Genomic DNA, 15,356 nt, shown 5'->3' with positions numbered 1-15,356 from the left:
AAATCCCGCTTTGATTCTTTATGGTTCGATTAATTGCTGTTATCCGAACACAGTGGAATTTGTCAGGGTGCGGCAGGCGTTTAATTCATTAATAATGGCTCTGCTGTTACGGAGGGCAGGAAAATATATGTCACAGTTATGTACTGACTGGCTGTGTATTGCCACCGAGGGAGATACGGTTGACCGCCGGGAATTAAAACGGGAATGGTTAATTGATGCTGCTGAAACATATGACCCTGAATTATACGCCGCACTTATTTGGCCGGAGCATGAACGCGATTACGGAAATGGGGGCTGCGTAAAACAGGTGATGTGGCAGGAAGGTGATGACGGGCTGGTAAGGCTTTACGCAAAAATCAGTCCGAATATGAGCCTGATTGAAGCCAATAAACGCGATCAGCTTCTTTATTTTTCGGTAGAACTGACCGAAGACGGAAACTTTCGCGGCACAGGGCGCAGCTATCTCGAAGGGCTGGCGGCAACGGACTCGCCTGCCAGCGTGGGCACTTCACGTATGCGCTTTAGCCAGCGCAAAAAAATCAAACCCGGCTGCTATCGCTATAAGTTTGGCCGGAATGGAAAAGTGGAACAGGAAACAAAAATGAAAAACTGGCAAAAGCTGTTTGGCATTCAGCCTAAAAAATTCGCTGAAGATGACGTGAATACTGACGCGCCTGAAGACAGCGACAAATTACAGGCGCTGGCTGAAGCCCTGAATAATCTGGAAGGCCGTGTGTCTGCAATCGAAACGCAGCTGGCTTCCACGCAGGAAGATGTGGATACCATTGCCGAAGTGGTGGATACGCAGGAATTTGCAACGCTGCGTGAAAACATCGGGGCAGTCATTAAAAACTTTGGAAAGCTGGATAACAAGATTACCCAGTTGCCGAAGCGTAATCCCGGCGATAAGCAGGAAAGCCGCAAATTTAAATTCATCTAATTTCGCCTTCGTCAGGGAAGTTTCTATAAATCGCATTATTTGCGAGAGGGTTATTTATGAAGTTAAACAAACGCGCACTGGCATTCATTGACGCTTTCTCTGCCGGTCTGGCAGAGCATTACGGCGTGACGAATCCGGCCCGCGCATTCAGCCTCACCGATCCGCAGGAAACCAGCTTACGTGCTGCGCTGCTGGAGTCCGTAGAGTTTCTTGATCTGATCACCATCGCGGATGTGGACCAGTTAAGTGGTCAGGTCGTTCAGGTTGGCAAATCTGGATTACATACCGGGCGCGTGGCTGGCGGGCGTTTTCGTCGCAAAGTCGGTGTAGACGGCAACGATTACAAGCTGGTCGAAACGGATTCATGCGCCGAACTTCAGTGGGATTTGCTGTCGCTGTGGGCAAACGCCGGTGATGAAGGTGAGTTTTTCCAGATGGTGCAGACGTTTTCAAACCAGGCGTTTGCGCTGGACATGCTGCGCATCGGCTTTAACGGCAAAGAGGTGGCGACGACAACCGATCCGGATAAAAACCCGAACGGCGAAGACGTGAATATCGGCTGGCATCAGCGCATGAAAGGCTTCAAAGACGGGTTCCAGATTATGACCGATGCGGTCACCCTGGACGATGCCGGTGATTATCGCTCGCTGGATGCGATGGCCTCTGACCTGATTAACGCCAAAATTCCGGCACAGTTCCGTAACGATCCGCGTCTGGTGGTGCTGGTCGGGGCCGATCTGGTTGCGGCGGAGCAGTACCGCCTGTATCAGAAGGCGGACAAGCCCACGGAGAAAATCGCCGCGCAGATGCTGGGCAGCACCATTGCCGGGCGCACCGCGATTATTCCGCCGTTTATGCCGGGCAAGCGCATGGTGGTCACGCCACTGTCAAACCTGCACATCTACACGCAGCGCGGCACGCGTCAGCGTAAGGCGGAGTTTGTGGAAGACCGCAAACAGTACGAAAACAAGTACCTGCGCAATGAAGGTTACGCCGTTGAGGAGCCGGAGCTTTATGCGGCCATTGACGAAGATGCGGTGACCATCGGCAAGGTGACCGAACCGGCAGAGGGCTGATTATGAGTCTTTCACCCGCACAGCGACACAGCCAGCGCGTGGCCATGCAGCAGCAGCAGGCGCGGCTTGAGGAAGTGAACACCACGGCCAGCCTTCACCTGCAGATGCAGCAAATCATGGAAGACGTGGCGGTATTACGCAGCCTCGATACCACGGCAGAGCGCGTGGCAATGAAGCGTGATGTGCTGCTGCCGAAGTGGATGCCCACGGTCGAAAGCTATCTCGAACTGGGCCGCGTGTATGCCAATCCGGTGTTTGCGTACTGCGTCGTCTGGCTGTTTGACGTAGGCGAGTTCGATCAGGCGCTGGACTGGGCAGACATTGCCATTGCGCAGGAGCAGGCCACGCCGGAAAACATCAAATCACGATTCCCGGCTTTTGTGGCCGATCAGATGATGAACTGGGCAGAGCAGGCCGGCCAGGCGGGTGAAGACTTAGAGCCTTATTTCTCGCGGACGTTTGAGAACGTTACGCAGCGCTGGCGGCTGCACGAGGAGATTACCGCTAAGTGGTTCAAATTCGCGGGGCTTCTGCTGCTGCGTGATGAATCAGGACAGGCGCGGGCGGCGGCGTCAGATAGCGTCGAAACGCTGTCTGAAGCTGACCGGCTGCTGGCGGCCGCCGAGGCGAAGTATCACAGAGCAGGCGTAGGCACGATGCGCAAAACGATTGCGGCGCGCATCCGGGCGCTTACGGCTGAATAACGACTACCGCAAGCCGGGTGGGCGCGGATGAGGGCAGAACACGCAGTGTGATGCGCCGTGGATTCCGGTCAGCCCACCTTTTTACGGGGGATTTTATGTTCAGTGGCAAGCCGATTGAATACCAGGACAGCCCGCTGACCAATGACGGATTCTGGCCGGATATGAACCTGTCAGACTTCCAGCGCAGCCGCAGTATTCCGGCTGACGTAGACGCGGAAACAGTGGCGAATGCGCTGCTTACGGCGGCAGCGGAGGTAAACAGCGGGCTTGCCGGTGTCCAGGAAAAGCACCGGGCGGCAGGATACCAGACCGCTGCTGACGTGCCGGGGGTCAGCATGAACGGCATCAGTCAGCTGGCGGCGCAGTATAAAAAGGCGGTGTATGCCAGGGCAAAAGCGGACCTGATGGGTGAGTTTGCGTCTGTTGGCCGCCGCGAGTCGCATCCGGGACAGGAGAGCGATGAAACGCGCAAGGGATTGCTGGCGGAGGCGTCGGTGACTATCCGCCTGATTAAGGGGCTTAAGCGCGCCACGGTGAGGCAGGTATGAGCACAGAAAGTCAGCTTGAATCACTGACCAGCTTTATTAAGTCAGAAATGCCACAGCGTGCCATGCAGTCATTCACCAGTGAAATGACGGGACTTAAAACCATTCCCGCCGCGCGTGATATGGGGCTGGGGCAGGTGCAGCTTTCGGTGATCCGCTATGACGCAGAGCTAATCTGGGAGCGCTTCCCGTACCGTGAGTGTGATCCGCGTCTGCTGATGGCGCTGCTGGAAGTGTGGCAGGCGACTGATACAGAGGACCGGGATTTATTCAGCCAGGTCGGCATCACGAATGCCGATCCGGACTGGGACATTGAGCTGATTGACGAGGAAACCGCAATTGTGACCGTTACGGTGCCGATGGCGGAACGGCTGATTATCGTGCCGGACGAAAACGGGCCGGTTCCTTATCAGGGCGGACGCTACCGGCTGGCCGATCCGGAAATCTGGACGGCGCTGAGCGCGATGATTTACACGGAGGTTGAGGAGTGATTTTCGGGGCGGAGATTAACGCCGCGCAGCTGCGTGACATGCGCCGCGAGATTGCAAAGCTGGAGCTGCCCGACAAAAAGCGCCAGCGGCTTATCTGGCGCATGGCGAAATATGGCGTGATCCCGGCGGCAAAGCGCAACGTGCGTAATCAGCAGTCACCGGACGGCACGCCGTGGCAGGCAAGAAAAACGCGACGCAGGGGGAAGATGCTGCGCAATCTGCCGAACCTGCTGCATATCCGCGAAATGCCCGAAATTGAAGCCGTCCGGCTTTATCTGCAGGGCGGCGGATACCGAAATGAGGACAAAGCAGTACCGGCAGGGACCGTGGGTTACGCGCAGCAGGAAGGCATGAAAACCAGCGTCAGGGCGCGCGGTAAGGGTCGCACCGCACCGGCAGGGAAAATGGCCACGCTGGCGCAGGCTAAACGGCTGCGAAAGCTGGGCTACAGGGTAAGGCGCGGTAAGCGCTGGCGTAAGCCGCCGTTTAAGGAAATTACCGAAACGATGGGATATGCGCAGGCCGGTCTGCTGATCCGCAAGCTGACAGGGCGGGCGGCAAAAACGGTATGGACTGTCGATGTGCCGTCCCGTCCGTTTCTTGGGATGGGCAGCGACGATTTCAATAAGGCGCTGGCGCGCCAGCTGCAGGCCATTGGCTACGGCTGGGACGTTAATGCGCAGGATATCAGGGGAAGGGTATGAGCTGGCCAAATGTAACGGTCAATCAGCTTAATCAGCTGCAGGGTGAAACAAAGGATATTGAGCGCGTCGTGCTCTTTATCGGACGCGGCGCAACTAACGCCGGGAAGACGCTGGCGGTTAATACGCAGACCGATTTTGATGCGCAGCTGGGTGCGGCGGATTCGGTGCTGAAAAGTCAGGTTATGGCCGCGCTGGAAAATGCCGGTCAGAACTGGTCCGCATTCGTTCACGTCCTGGCCGAAGATGCAGAGCTGTCGGCATGGGCAGATGCCGTACTGAGCGCGCAGCAGGTGGCATCCGTGGAAGGGGTCGTGTTGTGCGCGGATGTTCCGGATAAGAAAGAGATTAACGCTGCCGCCTCGCTTCGCAGCGCGCTGCTGGCGAAGTTCGGACGCTGGGTGTGGTTCATTCTGTCAGTTGGCGGTCCGGAGACTGGCGAAGCCTGGGCGGATTATCTGACGCGCATGAGTAAGCTGCAGAGCGGAATTTCTGCGTCAGCGGTGCAGCTGGTTCTGCGCCTGTGGGGCAATGAGCCGGGCGTGCTGGCAGGTCGCCTCTGTAACCGCGCCGTGACCATTGCTGACAGCCCGGCGCGCGTGAAAACCGGGGCGCTGGTAAGTCTGGGCAGTGACAGCCTGCCGGTAGATGGCACTGACAAAGTGCTTGAGCTGGCCACGCTGCAGGCGCTGGAAAAGCTGCGTTTCAGCGTGCCGATGTGGTATCCGGATTATGACGGGCTTTACTGGTCCGACGGGCGCACGCTGGATGTGGAAGGCGGGGATTATCAGGTTATCGAGTACGTGCGAATTGCTGACAAAATTGCACGCCGCGTGCGCCTGCTGGCCATCGCCCGAATCGCTGACCGCACGCTGAACAGCACGCCGGGCAGCATTGCCGCCGCGCAGCAGAGTTTTGCGAAGCCGCTGCGTGAAATGTCGCAGTCAGTCCAGATTAACGGCATCCGTTTCCCCGGTGAGGTGAAATCGCCGCGCGACGGTGACGTATCAATCAGCTGGAAAAGCGCTAAACAGGTGGAGATTTATATCGTGATGCGTCCGGTTGAATCACCAAAGGAAATTACCGTGGGGCTGCTACTGGATACCAGCCTGGACAGCACTGAGGGGGCAGCATGAGTCAGCGCATCAGCGGTCAGTCATTCGATGTAAACATCGACGGGGAATTACTTCACGTCGAAAAAATCTCACTCGATATCACGGACAGCACGGCGGCGGCGTCCACGCGCGGCGTCCCTGACGGACACGTAGCCGGGGAAGTCGCTGCAGAAGGTGAGATTGAGCTGAGCAGCAAAACCTTTCAGCAGCTGACCGCGAAGGCGCGTGCCGCCGGGTCATGGCGCGGCATCGATACGCTGGACTTTCTGTTTTATGCGAAGGTCGGCAGCGAAGAAACGAAGGTGGAAGCCTTCGGCTGCAAACTGGTGCTGAGTAACGTGCTGGATATCGATCCGAAGGGCGGCGCTATCAGCACGCACAAGGTGAAGTACTTCGTGACCAGTCCGAAGTTCGTGAATATTAATGGCGTGCCGTATCTGGAAGCGGCGGCAACGGAAAGCCTGATCAGCTAACGGGGATACGATGCAGGACCATGAAAAAACACTGATGCAGCTGCTGGTGCTCGGCGGGATTATCGCGCTGGGCAAGGTGCTGGCCAGTAATGAAAAAATCACGCCGCGCCTGATTGTGGGGCGCGTCATTCTGGGGTCGGCCATTTCGGTCGCGGCAGGTGCGGCACTGGTGCAGTTCCCGGATATGTCGCCGCTGGCGGTGAACGGGGTTGGGGCGGGACTGGGGATTCTGGGTTATCAGTTCTGCGAAATGTGGTTGCGCCGCCGTCTGGGTGGCGACGATAAGGAGAAGTGAAAGTGACGCTATCGGAAAAGCAGCAGTTATTTACCGGGCTGATTGCACAGCTGATCACCTGGGCAAATGATCACGGGATGCGCCTGACGTTCGGGGAGGCATACCGCACGCCGGAGCAGGCCGCGCTGAATGCGAAGAAGGGCAGCGGCATCGCCAACAGTCTGCACACGCAGCGGCTGGCGGTGGATTTTAACCTGTTTGTTAACGGCGAGTATAAAACCCGCACCGAGGATTACCGGGCGCTGGGTGAATACTGGGAATCACTGGGCGGCAGCTGGGGCGGGCGTTTTAAGTCGAATCCGGATGGTAACCACTTCAGCCTTGAGCATAACGGTGTTCGCTGATGGCCAGAAACGTGCTGTTTTTGCTGGCCGGTCTGGGGCTGGCGTTTCTGGCAGGTTGGACCGGCGCGGAGTGGAAGCGCGACAGCATGGAGCTGGTCGCAGAGCGTGCCGCCGGGATTGCCGCTGACAGGGCGCGTGATCAGCTGCAGGGCGTGGCAAGCGAATCCGCCAGGCAGCTTGAAAACAAACTGGAGGAATTAAAAGGTGCGATACCGGCAGGCATCCGCGCTGAACTGGATAAGCCCGTTTTCAGTAATGATTGCCTGTCTGGTGATTATTTCAGGCTGTACAACGCCGCCAGTGAAAACGCAGAGCATACCCTATCAGGAAAATCTAAAAACAAAATGTCCCGTTAATCTTCCCCGATTAAACGGCACCAACGGCAGAGCCGCAGCAGAATTATTAATTCAGTGGATTGATATTTATTCAACCTGCGCGGCGCGCCATAACCAGCTTATTGACGAAATTAATTTAAGAGAGAAGAAAGCATGAGTGATAAAAAAATTGAAATGACCATCGCAGGCAAAGACGTTTCTTTTACGCCGAACGTCACCGCCTATAACAAATATATCAACGAAATCACGATGGGAAATAAAGTTTCCCCGGCGCATAACTTTCTGGTCCGTATTGTAACGCCGGAAACAAAAGACGCGCTGCAGGAATTACTGGCGCTGCCGGGTGCGGCATTACAGATTGTGGGCAAGGTGCTGGAAGAATATACGCCTGAGCTGGAAATCACCGTAAAAAACTAAGTGAGCGGGTCCGTAATATTGACGCCAACGGACTCGAACAGTATCTGATCTTACGCCGTCGCTGGCTGCCCGGAGAGGATGACAGCGCGGATAACCTTGCCGCCGCGCTGTGGCTTGATAACCGGCACTGGGAAAACCAGCGCATTGCCATAGCAAACGGCATTGCGCTGGCGTTTAAGGGAAGCGAATGAAACAGCTGGAATTTACGTTATCGCTGATCGACAAGGTAACGCGGCCGCTTCGTCAGGCACAGGCAGGCGTCACGGAATTTGCAGACAAGTCCCGGTCAGCGTTTCAGCGCGTTGGTGTTGGCGGTGCGGCGTTGTGGGGCGTGGGTCAGGCCATCAAAGGTGCGCTGGGTCCTGCCATTGAAATGTATGACGCGCTGCAGGAGCAGACCGCGCGCGGCATCGACAGCACAGCGCTGCAGCAGGTTGAAAAGGACGCGAACCTTTTTGCGATGACCTACGGCAAAAGCGCCGTTGAGTTTGTGCAGTCAACGGCCAGCATTAACGCCGCCATTAGCGGCCTGACCGGTGACGAGCTGCCGAAGGTTACCCGGATTGCCAATCTTACCGCCGCTGCGCTGGGCAGCACGGCAGCGGAGTCGGCAGAGTTCATGGGCCAGATGTTCGGCAACTTCCGCGAGGATGCGGAGCGCCTGGGCAACGTGCAGTTTGCGGAGCAGCTTTCGGGGAAAGTGGCGTTTATGCGTCAGCGCTTCGGCGTGGAAATGGGCGCAATAAAGGATTTGATGGAGGGCGCACGCGGCGTCGGCACAAACTACGGCATCGGCCTTAACGAGCAGCTTGCCGTGATGGGGGAGCTGCAGCGCACGCTGGGTACAGAGGCGTCCGGTTCGTATGAAGGATTCCTGACCGGCGCTGAGGATGGCGCGAAAAAGCTGGGCATGAGCTTCAAAAATGAAGCCGGAAAGATGCTGTCAATGCCGGAAATCCTGATCAAGCTGCAGGCTAAATATGGCGCGAGTATCACCGGGAACGTGGAGGCGCAGAAGGCGCTTGATGACGCATTCGGTGACAGTTCAGCGGTGGTGAAACAGCTGTGGGGCAACGTGACAGCGCTGCAGCGTAACATTACCGAGCTGGGCGGCAACGACGGGCTTAAGCGCACGCAGGAAATGGCCGCGAAGATGGTTAAGCCGTGGGACCGGTTTATTCAGATTCTGGAAGCCATCCGCCGCGTGATCGGCCTGACCCTGATACCGGTGATTTATCCGCTGCTGAACCGCCTGGCGGATATGGGACAGACGTTTGCGCGCTGGATGCAGATGTTTCCGAACATCGCGCGCGTGGTCGGATATGTGGCGCTGGCCGTGCTGAGCTTTGCCGGTGCAGGCGCGGTGGCCAATATCGTGATGGGCATGGCCACGTTTGTCATGACCGGGCTGCGCGGCATAGTGATGGGGCTGCTGCTGGTAACGCGCCTTTACACCGGGGCGATCTGGCTGGCCAGCGCAGCGGTCAAGGCTTACGCGATAGTTATGCGAACTCTGCGCGGCGTACTGCTGGCCGTACGCATGGCATCGGTAATGACCGGCGTGGCCATTAACTTCATGAGCTGGCCGATTCTGCTGATCATTGGCGCAGTCGCATTGCTGGCCGCAGGCTGTTATCTGCTGATCGCGCACTGGGATGCGATTAAAGCCGCCGTGATGAACACCGAAGCCTTTCAGGTTGTATCCGGTGCGGTGGCCGCTGTAGCCGGTGTATTTGGTAAAGCCTGGGCGTTTATCAGCGAGGGCTGGAATAGCTTTGTGGCGCTGCTGTCCGGTTTTTCCGTGACGCAAACGCTGGGGAATATGGCCAGCGGGATAATGAACCTCTTCGCGAACCTGTGGGATAACATTAAAAAAACCGCACTGAGTTCACTGAACTGGATTATCAGCAAAATAAATAAAATCCCCGGTGTGGATATTGCGGAATTTGGTGAGCCTGCCGCACCGCCGCCGCGCGTCGAAAATAACCTGACAACCGGCGGGCAGTTAAAAGGTGTTGAGACAGGCGGGATTAATAAAACCATTTCCAGCAACAGCCGGAGCGTAACGGATAACAGTAAGCGCATCGAAAAAGTGGAAATTAATACAGGTGGTGGCATGACGCCGCAGCAGCTGATGGAGTGGCAGGAGCTGGCAGGATGAGTGAATTATTGTATATCGATCTTCTGATTGAAAACGGAAACTTTGTTTTAAATACCGGTAAAGAACCGGTCACCTGTAATAACCGCAAAAGTATTCAGCAGGATGTTGCACACGCAATTCTTGAATCCGGGCTGCTGACGGAGTTAATCGCGGAGCGCAGTCAGACGATGCGTGCGGATATCCTGACGCGGCTTGAATTACTGATTGAGGACGATGAACGGATTATCCCCGGCACCATTGAGCTGACAGAAGAAAGCCTGTCACGCCTCTGGGTGACGGCCAGTACATACGACTTCGGCGCGCTGTCTTACGGGGTGGACATATGACGGACAAACCGCAGGTGGACTTTACGGAGGTGGTGAAAGAAAGCGGGATGCCGGTGACGGAAGCGGAGCTGAAAGCGCGCTTTACGGACATTGCCGCACAGGAAGGGCTTATCACCAACACCTCGCGCATGTCGCCGTTCTGGCGGCTGGTCACGGCCATTATCACCGCGCCGGTGCTGTGGCTGACGGACGTCATGATCAACACGGTGCTGGTGAATATGTTCGTGGCCACGGCAGGCGGTCAGATGCTGCGCCTGCTGGCATGGGCGGTCAACGTCACGGCAAAACCGGCCAGCCGGGCTGAGGGCGTGATCCGGTTCACTAAGGAAAGCGCCGGGGCGGATGTGACCGTGCAGGCCGGTACACGTATACAGACTGAGCGCATTAATGGCGTGGTTTACGAGCTGGTGACCGTTGCTGACTTCACCATTCCGGCAGGGGTGGCCAGCGCGCTGATCCCGGTGCGCGCGTCAGATGTGGGGGCCGCATGGAACCTTGCGCCGGGCTATTACCGCATCCTGCCGGTGGCCGTCACCGGCATTGTGCAGGCGGAGAGTGAGGAAGACTGGCTGACCGTGCCGGGTGCAGATGAAGAGAGTGATGACGAGCTGCGCGAGCGCTGCCGCAATCAGTTTAACCTGGTGGGTAACTACCACACAGACGCTGTTTACCGCTCAATGATTGCCGGGGTAGTGGGGCTGAGCATTGACCGGATTTTCTTTCTGCACGATGCGCCGCGCGGACCGGGAACGGCAAATGCCTATCTTTTGCTGGATTCCGGCGTGCTGTCAGATCCGTTTATCACGGCGGTTAATGACTACATCAACACGCAGGGCCATCACGGCCACGGCGACGATATGCAGTGCTTCGCAATGCCGGAAACCCGGCACGATCTGAGTGTGAAAATGTATCTGCAAAACCCGGACAACATGACTGCCGAAAATCAGGCGCTGCTGATTAAAAATGCCGGAAACCTTATTCGCAGCGCCTTCCGTGAAAACGCGGACTATGACGTTAAAAAGACGTGGCCCTACGCGCGCTTTTCATTTTCGAACCTTGGACGTGAGCTGCACAGGGCTTTTCCGGAAGTCGATTCGGTCACCTTTTCGCTGGGCGATATCGTCAGCGATCTGAGCGTGCCGCGTCTTAACAGCCTGACAGTGAGTATTGAACATGACTGATTTCGATAAAAAGCTGGCCGGGCTGCGTCTGCCCACGTGGATGCGCAAAGGGGAGCCGGACAAACTTCTGAAAGCCGCACGCCGGTTCTGGGCGCAGGTTTATGGCTGGATTACGTGGCCGGTCAGCCAGTTTGATCCGCTGACCTGTTCTGAACCGCTGCTGAATCTGCTGGCGTATGACCGGGATATTACCCGCTTCAACGGTGAGCCGCTTTCGCTGTTCCGCAGGCGCGTGGCGTTTGCGTTTATCAACGCGCGCGATGCAGGGTCCGTGTCAGGGTTTATCAGCATTTTTGAGCGGCTGGGGATCGGGTATGTGGAGCTGGTCGAGCGCCAGCCCGGCATTGACTGGGACGTGATACAGGTGCGCGTTTCTGACAGCCAGATTGCGGACAACGCGCAGCTGCTGCTGCAGATTATCCAGCAGTACGGCAGGACGTGCCGCCGCTATCAGTTTGAGGTGATCACCTCGCAGCCGTTCGCCATCCGCGCAGGCTGGGACCAGGGTGAATATGTTGTTTACCCGGCGCGCATTGCTAAGGCGGACGTGGCCAGCGCGACGTTCAGCGCAGGAATTTAAGGGAAAATTATGTCACAGACAGTTATCACGACTGCATTTGAGCAGTGGAAAGCGCGCCAGGCGGAATCCGGTGAGCCGGTTTTACTGGATGGGTTCATTTTTGCGAACGTGCCGGACCTCGATCCGGCTAAGCCTGTAAACCGCAGCGAAGGCATCCCGCCAGAGACACAGATAGTTCACCGGCAGGCGGTCACGCGCAAAGGCGTGGTGAATCAGAATGCGGTGGTGCATTCGGTGGTACTGGGCGCGGACACGGGCGATTTTACGTTTAACTGGATTGGCCTGGTGAACAGCGCGACCGGGACGCTGGCCATGATTGTTCATGCCCCGGCACAGCAGAAGCTGAAAACGCGCGAAGGCCAGCAGGGCAACGTTCTGACACGTTCATTCCTGATGGAGTACAGCGGCGCACAGCAGGAAACCGGTATCAGTACGCCAGCGGAAACGTGGCAGATTGATTTCACCGCGCGCATGGGGGCGATGGATGAACGTCAGCGCCTGGAAAACATCGATATTTACGGCCCGGCGGCGTTTTTCGGTGACGGCTGGCTGGTCGGCAAAAGCGGCACGCAGTTTTTTGTTTCCCGTGGTGCGGGATACGTGGGCGGCCTGCGCGCGCAGCTGGATGCTGACCAGAATATTACGGTCGGCGTGAAGCCGGTAAAAGTATGGCTGGACGTGTGCTTTACCGGGACGCTGGCCAGCGTCTGGGGCGTGCAGAGCAAAATCACTGTGGCGGCTGATCTTGCTGATTATGAGCTGGACGGTGTTAAGCATTACGTGTCAGCGCTGGCAGGCATTGACGCTGCCGGTAATATCACAGACCTCCGCCCCAAAGGGTCGCTGGATAATCAGCAGGCCAGTGATGCGCTGAAAAAACATGAGCAGTCACGCAATCACCCGGATGCGACACTGAAAGAAAAAGGTTTCGTTCAGTTGAGCAGCGCAACGGACAGCGCCAGCGAAACGGCTGCGGCAACGCCTAAAGCGGTAAAAGCGGCAAACGATAATGCCAGTTCGCGCCTGAAGTCGTCAGCAAACCTGTCAGACCTTACTGATATCAATAAAGCCAGGGAAGTGCTGAAACTCGACAAGGTAGGTAACTGGATGGCGGTGCAGGCCAATGGCGGTCAGCGTTCATCCGGTAATCACCAGATGTTTATTGACTGGGGTACTGACGCGAAACCACATTTAACGGTTGACGCCTCCTACATTGGTGAGATGTTCACTACTCACAATCCGCCTACGCCCGCACAGACCAATGCCTATCCGATGTGGGGTGGCACCCTGAATGAAGAAGCCAGCGTTACTGTAATTTCTGCTACTAAAAATGGTAGCGCCGGACAGGCTATTTATGCGCCCATGTTTCGCTCCTGTATTAAAAACCGTGGCGGTGACATGGATTTCAAAGATGGCGCGTCGGCATGTTTCCGTATGGTTGAGGTTGTCAGCAATTATGCGTTTGCTGAAATTCTGGTAGATGGCTACGGGGGCGTTACTTCATTTGCATTCCGCAATGACGGCAGTTTCAGAGCACCTGGTCAGCTACATGCAGGAGGCGCATTTATTGCAGTCGATGGAAACATTTACGGCGGTGTATGGGGCGGATATCTGAATAACTGGATTGTCGGCAAAATCGGTGAGGTAAATAACACCCTTAACGGTGTAAGAGGCACAGCAAACGATGCGTGGAATAAAGCGCAGGATGCGCAGGTTAACAGGGTTGCAGATGTTGCCCTGGGTGGTGAAGGCGCATTCCTTATTGTTAAAAATGGCCAGCAGCGCGTTCCCGGTGGTTGCGTGATGACCGGCTGGAATTATGAAGGCGATAACCCAGGCGGGGATACGGTGTTTTACCGTCCCATTCAGAAGTATATCCCGTCAATGGGATGGGTAAATGTAGGACATACGGCATGATGTTAATACTCAAAAATTTCACGCAGTACATTCCGGAATATGCGGATTTAATGATCCCCGCGCTTTATTTTCAGAGTGAGAAAGGTGAGGACTGGTATTTTCACCGTATGCGCTTCAGCGATGACACGCTTAAAGTCTGCTTTGACAGCGACGGCGTGATCCGTTCTTTCGGGTTTGACGCATCGCGCCTTTACCCTGGCGGATATTCCGTTGCTGAAGTCGAAAAAGAAGCGGTTCCCGAAAGTATCTCGATTGATGGTTCATGGATGTTTGACGGTTCCGCAATCGTCCCGCGCACCTACACCCAGGCTGAAAGGGTTGAGCTGGCAGATAAAAAACGCCTGTCACTTATTGCTGATGCGGTTGCAGAAATGTCCCCGCTACTGGATGCGGTTGAGCTGGGCAGAGCAACCGCTGAGCAGTCTGCCCGTCTGACAGCGCTGAAAAATTACCGCCTTGATCTGATTGAGCTTGATGTTTCAGACCCGGATAACATTGTATGGCCGGAGCTGAATGATGTGGCGTGAGGCGCGGCTGGCGCTGACGGATGCAGTGACCGCGCTGAATTGCAGCATGGTCCCGGTGCATCCATGGATTTACGGGCTGGGACAGCAAACCGATAACGGCGCGTATCTGAGTCCGGTTAACGCCACGGCCTATCTGGCGCAGAAGCTGGCAGGCATCGGCGGAAAATCTGACGTGGTGATTTTGATGGTGGCCAGCCAGACGCATGACAGTTTTATGTCCTCACTGAACCAGCTGACTGAGGTTTTTCCGGCACCGGCGTTTGTGCAGGTAAAGCGGCTGGCGCAGTCAGCCGCCACGCTGGCCACGGAAAAGATGCAGCTGCCTGCAGGTATGAGCGCTGCGCTGCCGTCGTCAGTGCCGCTGTCCGTGCCATCCAGCCGCGCCGCGTTTGCAGCCGCTGCCGTGAAACAGGCACAGAGCGAAGCAGGCGCGGCGGCAGGGCTTGACGGGCTGAAAGCGCAGCTGGCTGCGTTTGGCCAGAAACGTGATGCCATGCTGGCAGACATTGCCGCCGGGCTGGGCGATCTGCAGGGCAAAAGCGCACGGGCATGGGTGTTTACCGGCAGCGGCGATGTGGTGACTACGCTCACGCAGCTGGTGAAAGACATTCCGCAGCCGTCCGCTGTGCATACGGCTGCGGTGATGCTGGTCGGTGACAATCTTGAAGGAATAAGAGGCATGATCCATGAGTACAAACCCGACGCTGGCGCTTAACGGTGAGGGCATCCCGCTTAAAAATATGCGGGTGACCGTTTCAATGGCTTTTCAGGACAAAGACCAGTCCGGGCAGACCAGTTCAACGGCAAAGGCAGAGCAGGGCATCAAGGGAAAAGAGCTGCGGATCAGCGGCGAAATCGGGTTCAGTGATATTGCCCTGCTGAAGCGCATTTTTGAGCTGGCGTCTGCAACTGATGCCAGTGGCCAGCGGCAGAAATACCGCGTGGCGCATGAGGTAGCGCGCGCGGTGAGTTTTCGTGAGGCGACTTTCACCGGCAACGTGGACGCACCGCAGCAGGAAGGAAAAATGTCCTGGCTGATAACGTTCACGCTGACTGAGCATGTCAGCGTTCAGGAAAAGCGTGAAGCGCGCGCAAGCGGTAAAACCACGGCCACGAAACAGACCGGCAGCGCGGGCGGCAAAGGGCAGGCCGCAGGCGAGAGCGAAGAACAAATGACGTGGTTTGAGCGCAAAGTGCTTAAGCCGGTGAACGACGCACTGGAATAGCG

The 15,356-nt window shown here is 56.5% G+C and carries 21 protein-coding genes; all 21 read left to right on the top strand.

Features of this window, described 5'->3' with window-relative positions; genetic code table 11:
* The first annotated feature begins 127 nt into the window (after positions 1-127).
* Complete coding sequence (locus N1689_RS14975; RefSeq protein ID WP_201252103.1) at positions 128-940, top strand: GPO family capsid scaffolding protein; 813 nt, start codon at positions 128-130, stop codon at positions 938-940.
* Between the two features lie 56 nt (positions 941-996).
* Entirely contained in the window at positions 997-2,016 is a 1,020-nt protein-coding gene (locus N1689_RS14970; protein ID WP_201252104.1) for a phage major capsid protein, P2 family, read from the top strand.
* 2 nt (positions 2,017-2,018) lie between these two features.
* Positions 2,019-2,720 (top strand): phage terminase small subunit, encoded by a 702-nt coding sequence (gpM, locus tag N1689_RS14965; RefSeq protein ID WP_260059310.1) that lies wholly within the window; start codon positions 2,019-2,021, stop codon positions 2,718-2,720.
* 95 nt (positions 2,721-2,815) lie between these two features.
* A complete protein-coding gene (locus tag N1689_RS14960; RefSeq protein WP_182687442.1) occupies positions 2,816-3,268 on the top strand; it encodes a head completion/stabilization protein in 453 nt (150 codons plus the stop codon).
* A complete protein-coding gene (locus N1689_RS14955) occupies positions 3,265-3,756 on the top strand; it encodes a phage tail protein (RefSeq protein WP_246760942.1) in 492 nt (163 codons plus the stop codon). The genes N1689_RS14960 and N1689_RS14955 overlap by 4 nt, the downstream gene beginning before the upstream one ends.
* Positions 3,753-4,460 carry a hypothetical protein gene (locus N1689_RS14950; protein ID WP_260059309.1) on the top strand — a complete coding sequence of 236 codons (708 nt, stop codon included), beginning with the start codon at positions 3,753-3,755 and terminating at the stop codon, positions 4,458-4,460. The genes N1689_RS14955 and N1689_RS14950 overlap by 4 nt, the downstream gene beginning before the upstream one ends.
* The gene (locus N1689_RS14945) at positions 4,457-5,593 is read left to right on the top strand and encodes a DUF2586 domain-containing protein (protein ID WP_260059308.1); all 1,137 of its coding nucleotides are present in this window, start codon (positions 4,457-4,459) and stop codon (positions 5,591-5,593) included. The genes N1689_RS14950 and N1689_RS14945 overlap by 4 nt, the downstream gene beginning before the upstream one ends.
* Positions 5,590-6,045, top strand: coding sequence for a phage protein (locus tag N1689_RS14940; RefSeq protein WP_137241211.1), 456 nt, complete (start codon positions 5,590-5,592; stop codon positions 6,043-6,045). The genes N1689_RS14945 and N1689_RS14940 overlap by 4 nt, the downstream gene beginning before the upstream one ends.
* Positions 6,046-6,055: 10 nt before the next feature.
* Entirely contained in the window at positions 6,056-6,340 is a 285-nt protein-coding gene (locus tag N1689_RS14935) for a phage holin family protein (RefSeq protein WP_201252111.1), read from the top strand.
* A gap of 2 nt (positions 6,341-6,342) precedes the next feature.
* A complete protein-coding gene (locus N1689_RS14930; RefSeq protein ID WP_260059307.1) occupies positions 6,343-6,684 on the top strand; it encodes a M15 family metallopeptidase in 342 nt (113 codons plus the stop codon).
* Positions 6,684-7,040, top strand: coding sequence for a hypothetical protein (locus tag N1689_RS14925; protein ID WP_201252112.1), 357 nt, complete (start codon positions 6,684-6,686; stop codon positions 7,038-7,040). Before N1689_RS14930 ends, N1689_RS14925 begins: the two co-directional genes overlap by 1 nt.
* 132 nt (positions 7,041-7,172) lie before the next feature.
* A complete protein-coding gene (locus N1689_RS14920; RefSeq protein WP_187494300.1) occupies positions 7,173-7,436 on the top strand; it encodes a putative phage tail assembly chaperone in 264 nt (87 codons plus the stop codon).
* Between the two features lie 17 nt (positions 7,437-7,453).
* Positions 7,454-7,627: a DUF6890 family protein gene (locus N1689_RS22130; protein WP_405038947.1), complete on the top strand. Its 174-nt coding sequence runs from the start codon at positions 7,454-7,456 to the stop codon at positions 7,625-7,627.
* Positions 7,624-9,597 (top strand): phage tail tape measure protein, encoded by a 1,974-nt coding sequence (locus tag N1689_RS14915; RefSeq protein WP_260059306.1) that lies wholly within the window; start codon positions 7,624-7,626, stop codon positions 9,595-9,597. Before N1689_RS22130 ends, N1689_RS14915 begins: the two co-directional genes overlap by 4 nt.
* On the top strand, positions 9,594-9,923 hold the full coding sequence (locus N1689_RS14910; RefSeq protein ID WP_260059305.1) for a DUF2590 family protein: 330 nt from the start codon (positions 9,594-9,596) through the stop codon (positions 9,921-9,923). Before N1689_RS14915 ends, N1689_RS14910 begins: the two co-directional genes overlap by 4 nt.
* Positions 9,920-11,104 carry a baseplate J/gp47 family protein gene (locus N1689_RS14905; protein WP_260059304.1) on the top strand — a complete coding sequence of 395 codons (1,185 nt, stop codon included), beginning with the start codon at positions 9,920-9,922 and terminating at the stop codon, positions 11,102-11,104. Before N1689_RS14910 ends, N1689_RS14905 begins: the two co-directional genes overlap by 4 nt.
* The gene (locus N1689_RS14900; protein WP_260059303.1) at positions 11,097-11,684 is read left to right on the top strand and encodes a phage tail protein; all 588 of its coding nucleotides are present in this window, start codon (positions 11,097-11,099) and stop codon (positions 11,682-11,684) included. The genes N1689_RS14905 and N1689_RS14900 overlap by 8 nt, the downstream gene beginning before the upstream one ends.
* Before the next feature lie 9 nt (positions 11,685-11,693).
* Entirely contained in the window at positions 11,694-13,601 is a 1,908-nt protein-coding gene (locus N1689_RS14895) for a phage tail protein (protein ID WP_260059302.1), read from the top strand.
* Positions 13,598-14,128 (top strand): tail fiber assembly protein, encoded by a 531-nt coding sequence (locus N1689_RS14890; protein WP_260059301.1) that lies wholly within the window; start codon positions 13,598-13,600, stop codon positions 14,126-14,128. Before N1689_RS14895 ends, N1689_RS14890 begins: the two co-directional genes overlap by 4 nt.
* Complete coding sequence (locus tag N1689_RS14885) at positions 14,118-14,843, top strand: hypothetical protein (protein WP_260059383.1); 726 nt, start codon at positions 14,118-14,120, stop codon at positions 14,841-14,843. The genes N1689_RS14890 and N1689_RS14885 overlap by 11 nt, the downstream gene beginning before the upstream one ends.
* Positions 14,815-15,354, top strand: coding sequence for a hypothetical protein (locus tag N1689_RS14880; RefSeq protein ID WP_187494307.1), 540 nt, complete (start codon positions 14,815-14,817; stop codon positions 15,352-15,354). The genes N1689_RS14885 and N1689_RS14880 overlap by 29 nt, the downstream gene beginning before the upstream one ends.
* The last annotated feature ends 2 nt before the right edge of the window (positions 15,355-15,356 follow it).

The organism is Pantoea sp. XY16, assembly GCF_025153065.1.
Classification (GTDB): Bacteria; Pseudomonadota; Gammaproteobacteria; order Enterobacterales; family Enterobacteriaceae; genus Pantoea; species Pantoea alfalfae.
Note: the sequence above shows the minus strand (reverse complement) of the source record. Positions and strands in the feature narration are given on the sequence as shown.

Bases quoted from the DNA above. Each gene is read 5' to 3' on its own strand.
- N1689_RS14975 (WP_201252103.1), top strand. From the start codon at position 128: ATGTCACAGTTATGTACTGACTGGCTGTGTATTGCCACCGAGGGAGAT.
- N1689_RS14970 (WP_201252104.1), top strand. From the start codon at position 997: ATGAAGTTAAACAAACGCGCACTGGCATTCATTGACGCTTTCTCTGCC.
- gpM (WP_260059310.1), top strand. From the start codon at position 2,019: ATGAGTCTTTCACCCGCACAGCGACACAGCCAGCGCGTGGCCATGCAG.
- N1689_RS14960 (WP_182687442.1), top strand. From the start codon at position 2,816: ATGTTCAGTGGCAAGCCGATTGAATACCAGGACAGCCCGCTGACCAAT.
- N1689_RS14955 (WP_246760942.1), top strand. From the start codon at position 3,265: ATGAGCACAGAAAGTCAGCTTGAATCACTGACCAGCTTTATTAAGTCA.
- N1689_RS14945 (WP_260059308.1), top strand. From the start codon at position 4,457: ATGAGCTGGCCAAATGTAACGGTCAATCAGCTTAATCAGCTGCAGGGT.
- N1689_RS14940 (WP_137241211.1), top strand. From the start codon at position 5,590: ATGAGTCAGCGCATCAGCGGTCAGTCATTCGATGTAAACATCGACGGG.
- N1689_RS14935 (WP_201252111.1), top strand. From the start codon at position 6,056: ATGCAGGACCATGAAAAAACACTGATGCAGCTGCTGGTGCTCGGCGGG.
- N1689_RS14925 (WP_201252112.1), top strand. From the start codon at position 6,684: ATGGCCAGAAACGTGCTGTTTTTGCTGGCCGGTCTGGGGCTGGCGTTT.
- N1689_RS14920 (WP_187494300.1), top strand. From the start codon at position 7,173: ATGAGTGATAAAAAAATTGAAATGACCATCGCAGGCAAAGACGTTTCT.
- N1689_RS14915 (WP_260059306.1), top strand. From the start codon at position 7,624: ATGAAACAGCTGGAATTTACGTTATCGCTGATCGACAAGGTAACGCGG.
- N1689_RS14910 (WP_260059305.1), top strand. From the start codon at position 9,594: ATGAGTGAATTATTGTATATCGATCTTCTGATTGAAAACGGAAACTTT.
- N1689_RS14905 (WP_260059304.1), top strand. From the start codon at position 9,920: ATGACGGACAAACCGCAGGTGGACTTTACGGAGGTGGTGAAAGAAAGC.
- N1689_RS14900 (WP_260059303.1), top strand. From the start codon at position 11,097: ATGACTGATTTCGATAAAAAGCTGGCCGGGCTGCGTCTGCCCACGTGG.
- N1689_RS14895 (WP_260059302.1), top strand. From the start codon at position 11,694: ATGTCACAGACAGTTATCACGACTGCATTTGAGCAGTGGAAAGCGCGC.
- N1689_RS14890 (WP_260059301.1), top strand. From the start codon at position 13,598: ATGATGTTAATACTCAAAAATTTCACGCAGTACATTCCGGAATATGCG.
- N1689_RS14885 (WP_260059383.1), top strand. From the start codon at position 14,118: ATGTGGCGTGAGGCGCGGCTGGCGCTGACGGATGCAGTGACCGCGCTG.
- N1689_RS14880 (WP_187494307.1), top strand. From the start codon at position 14,815: ATGAGTACAAACCCGACGCTGGCGCTTAACGGTGAGGGCATCCCGCTT.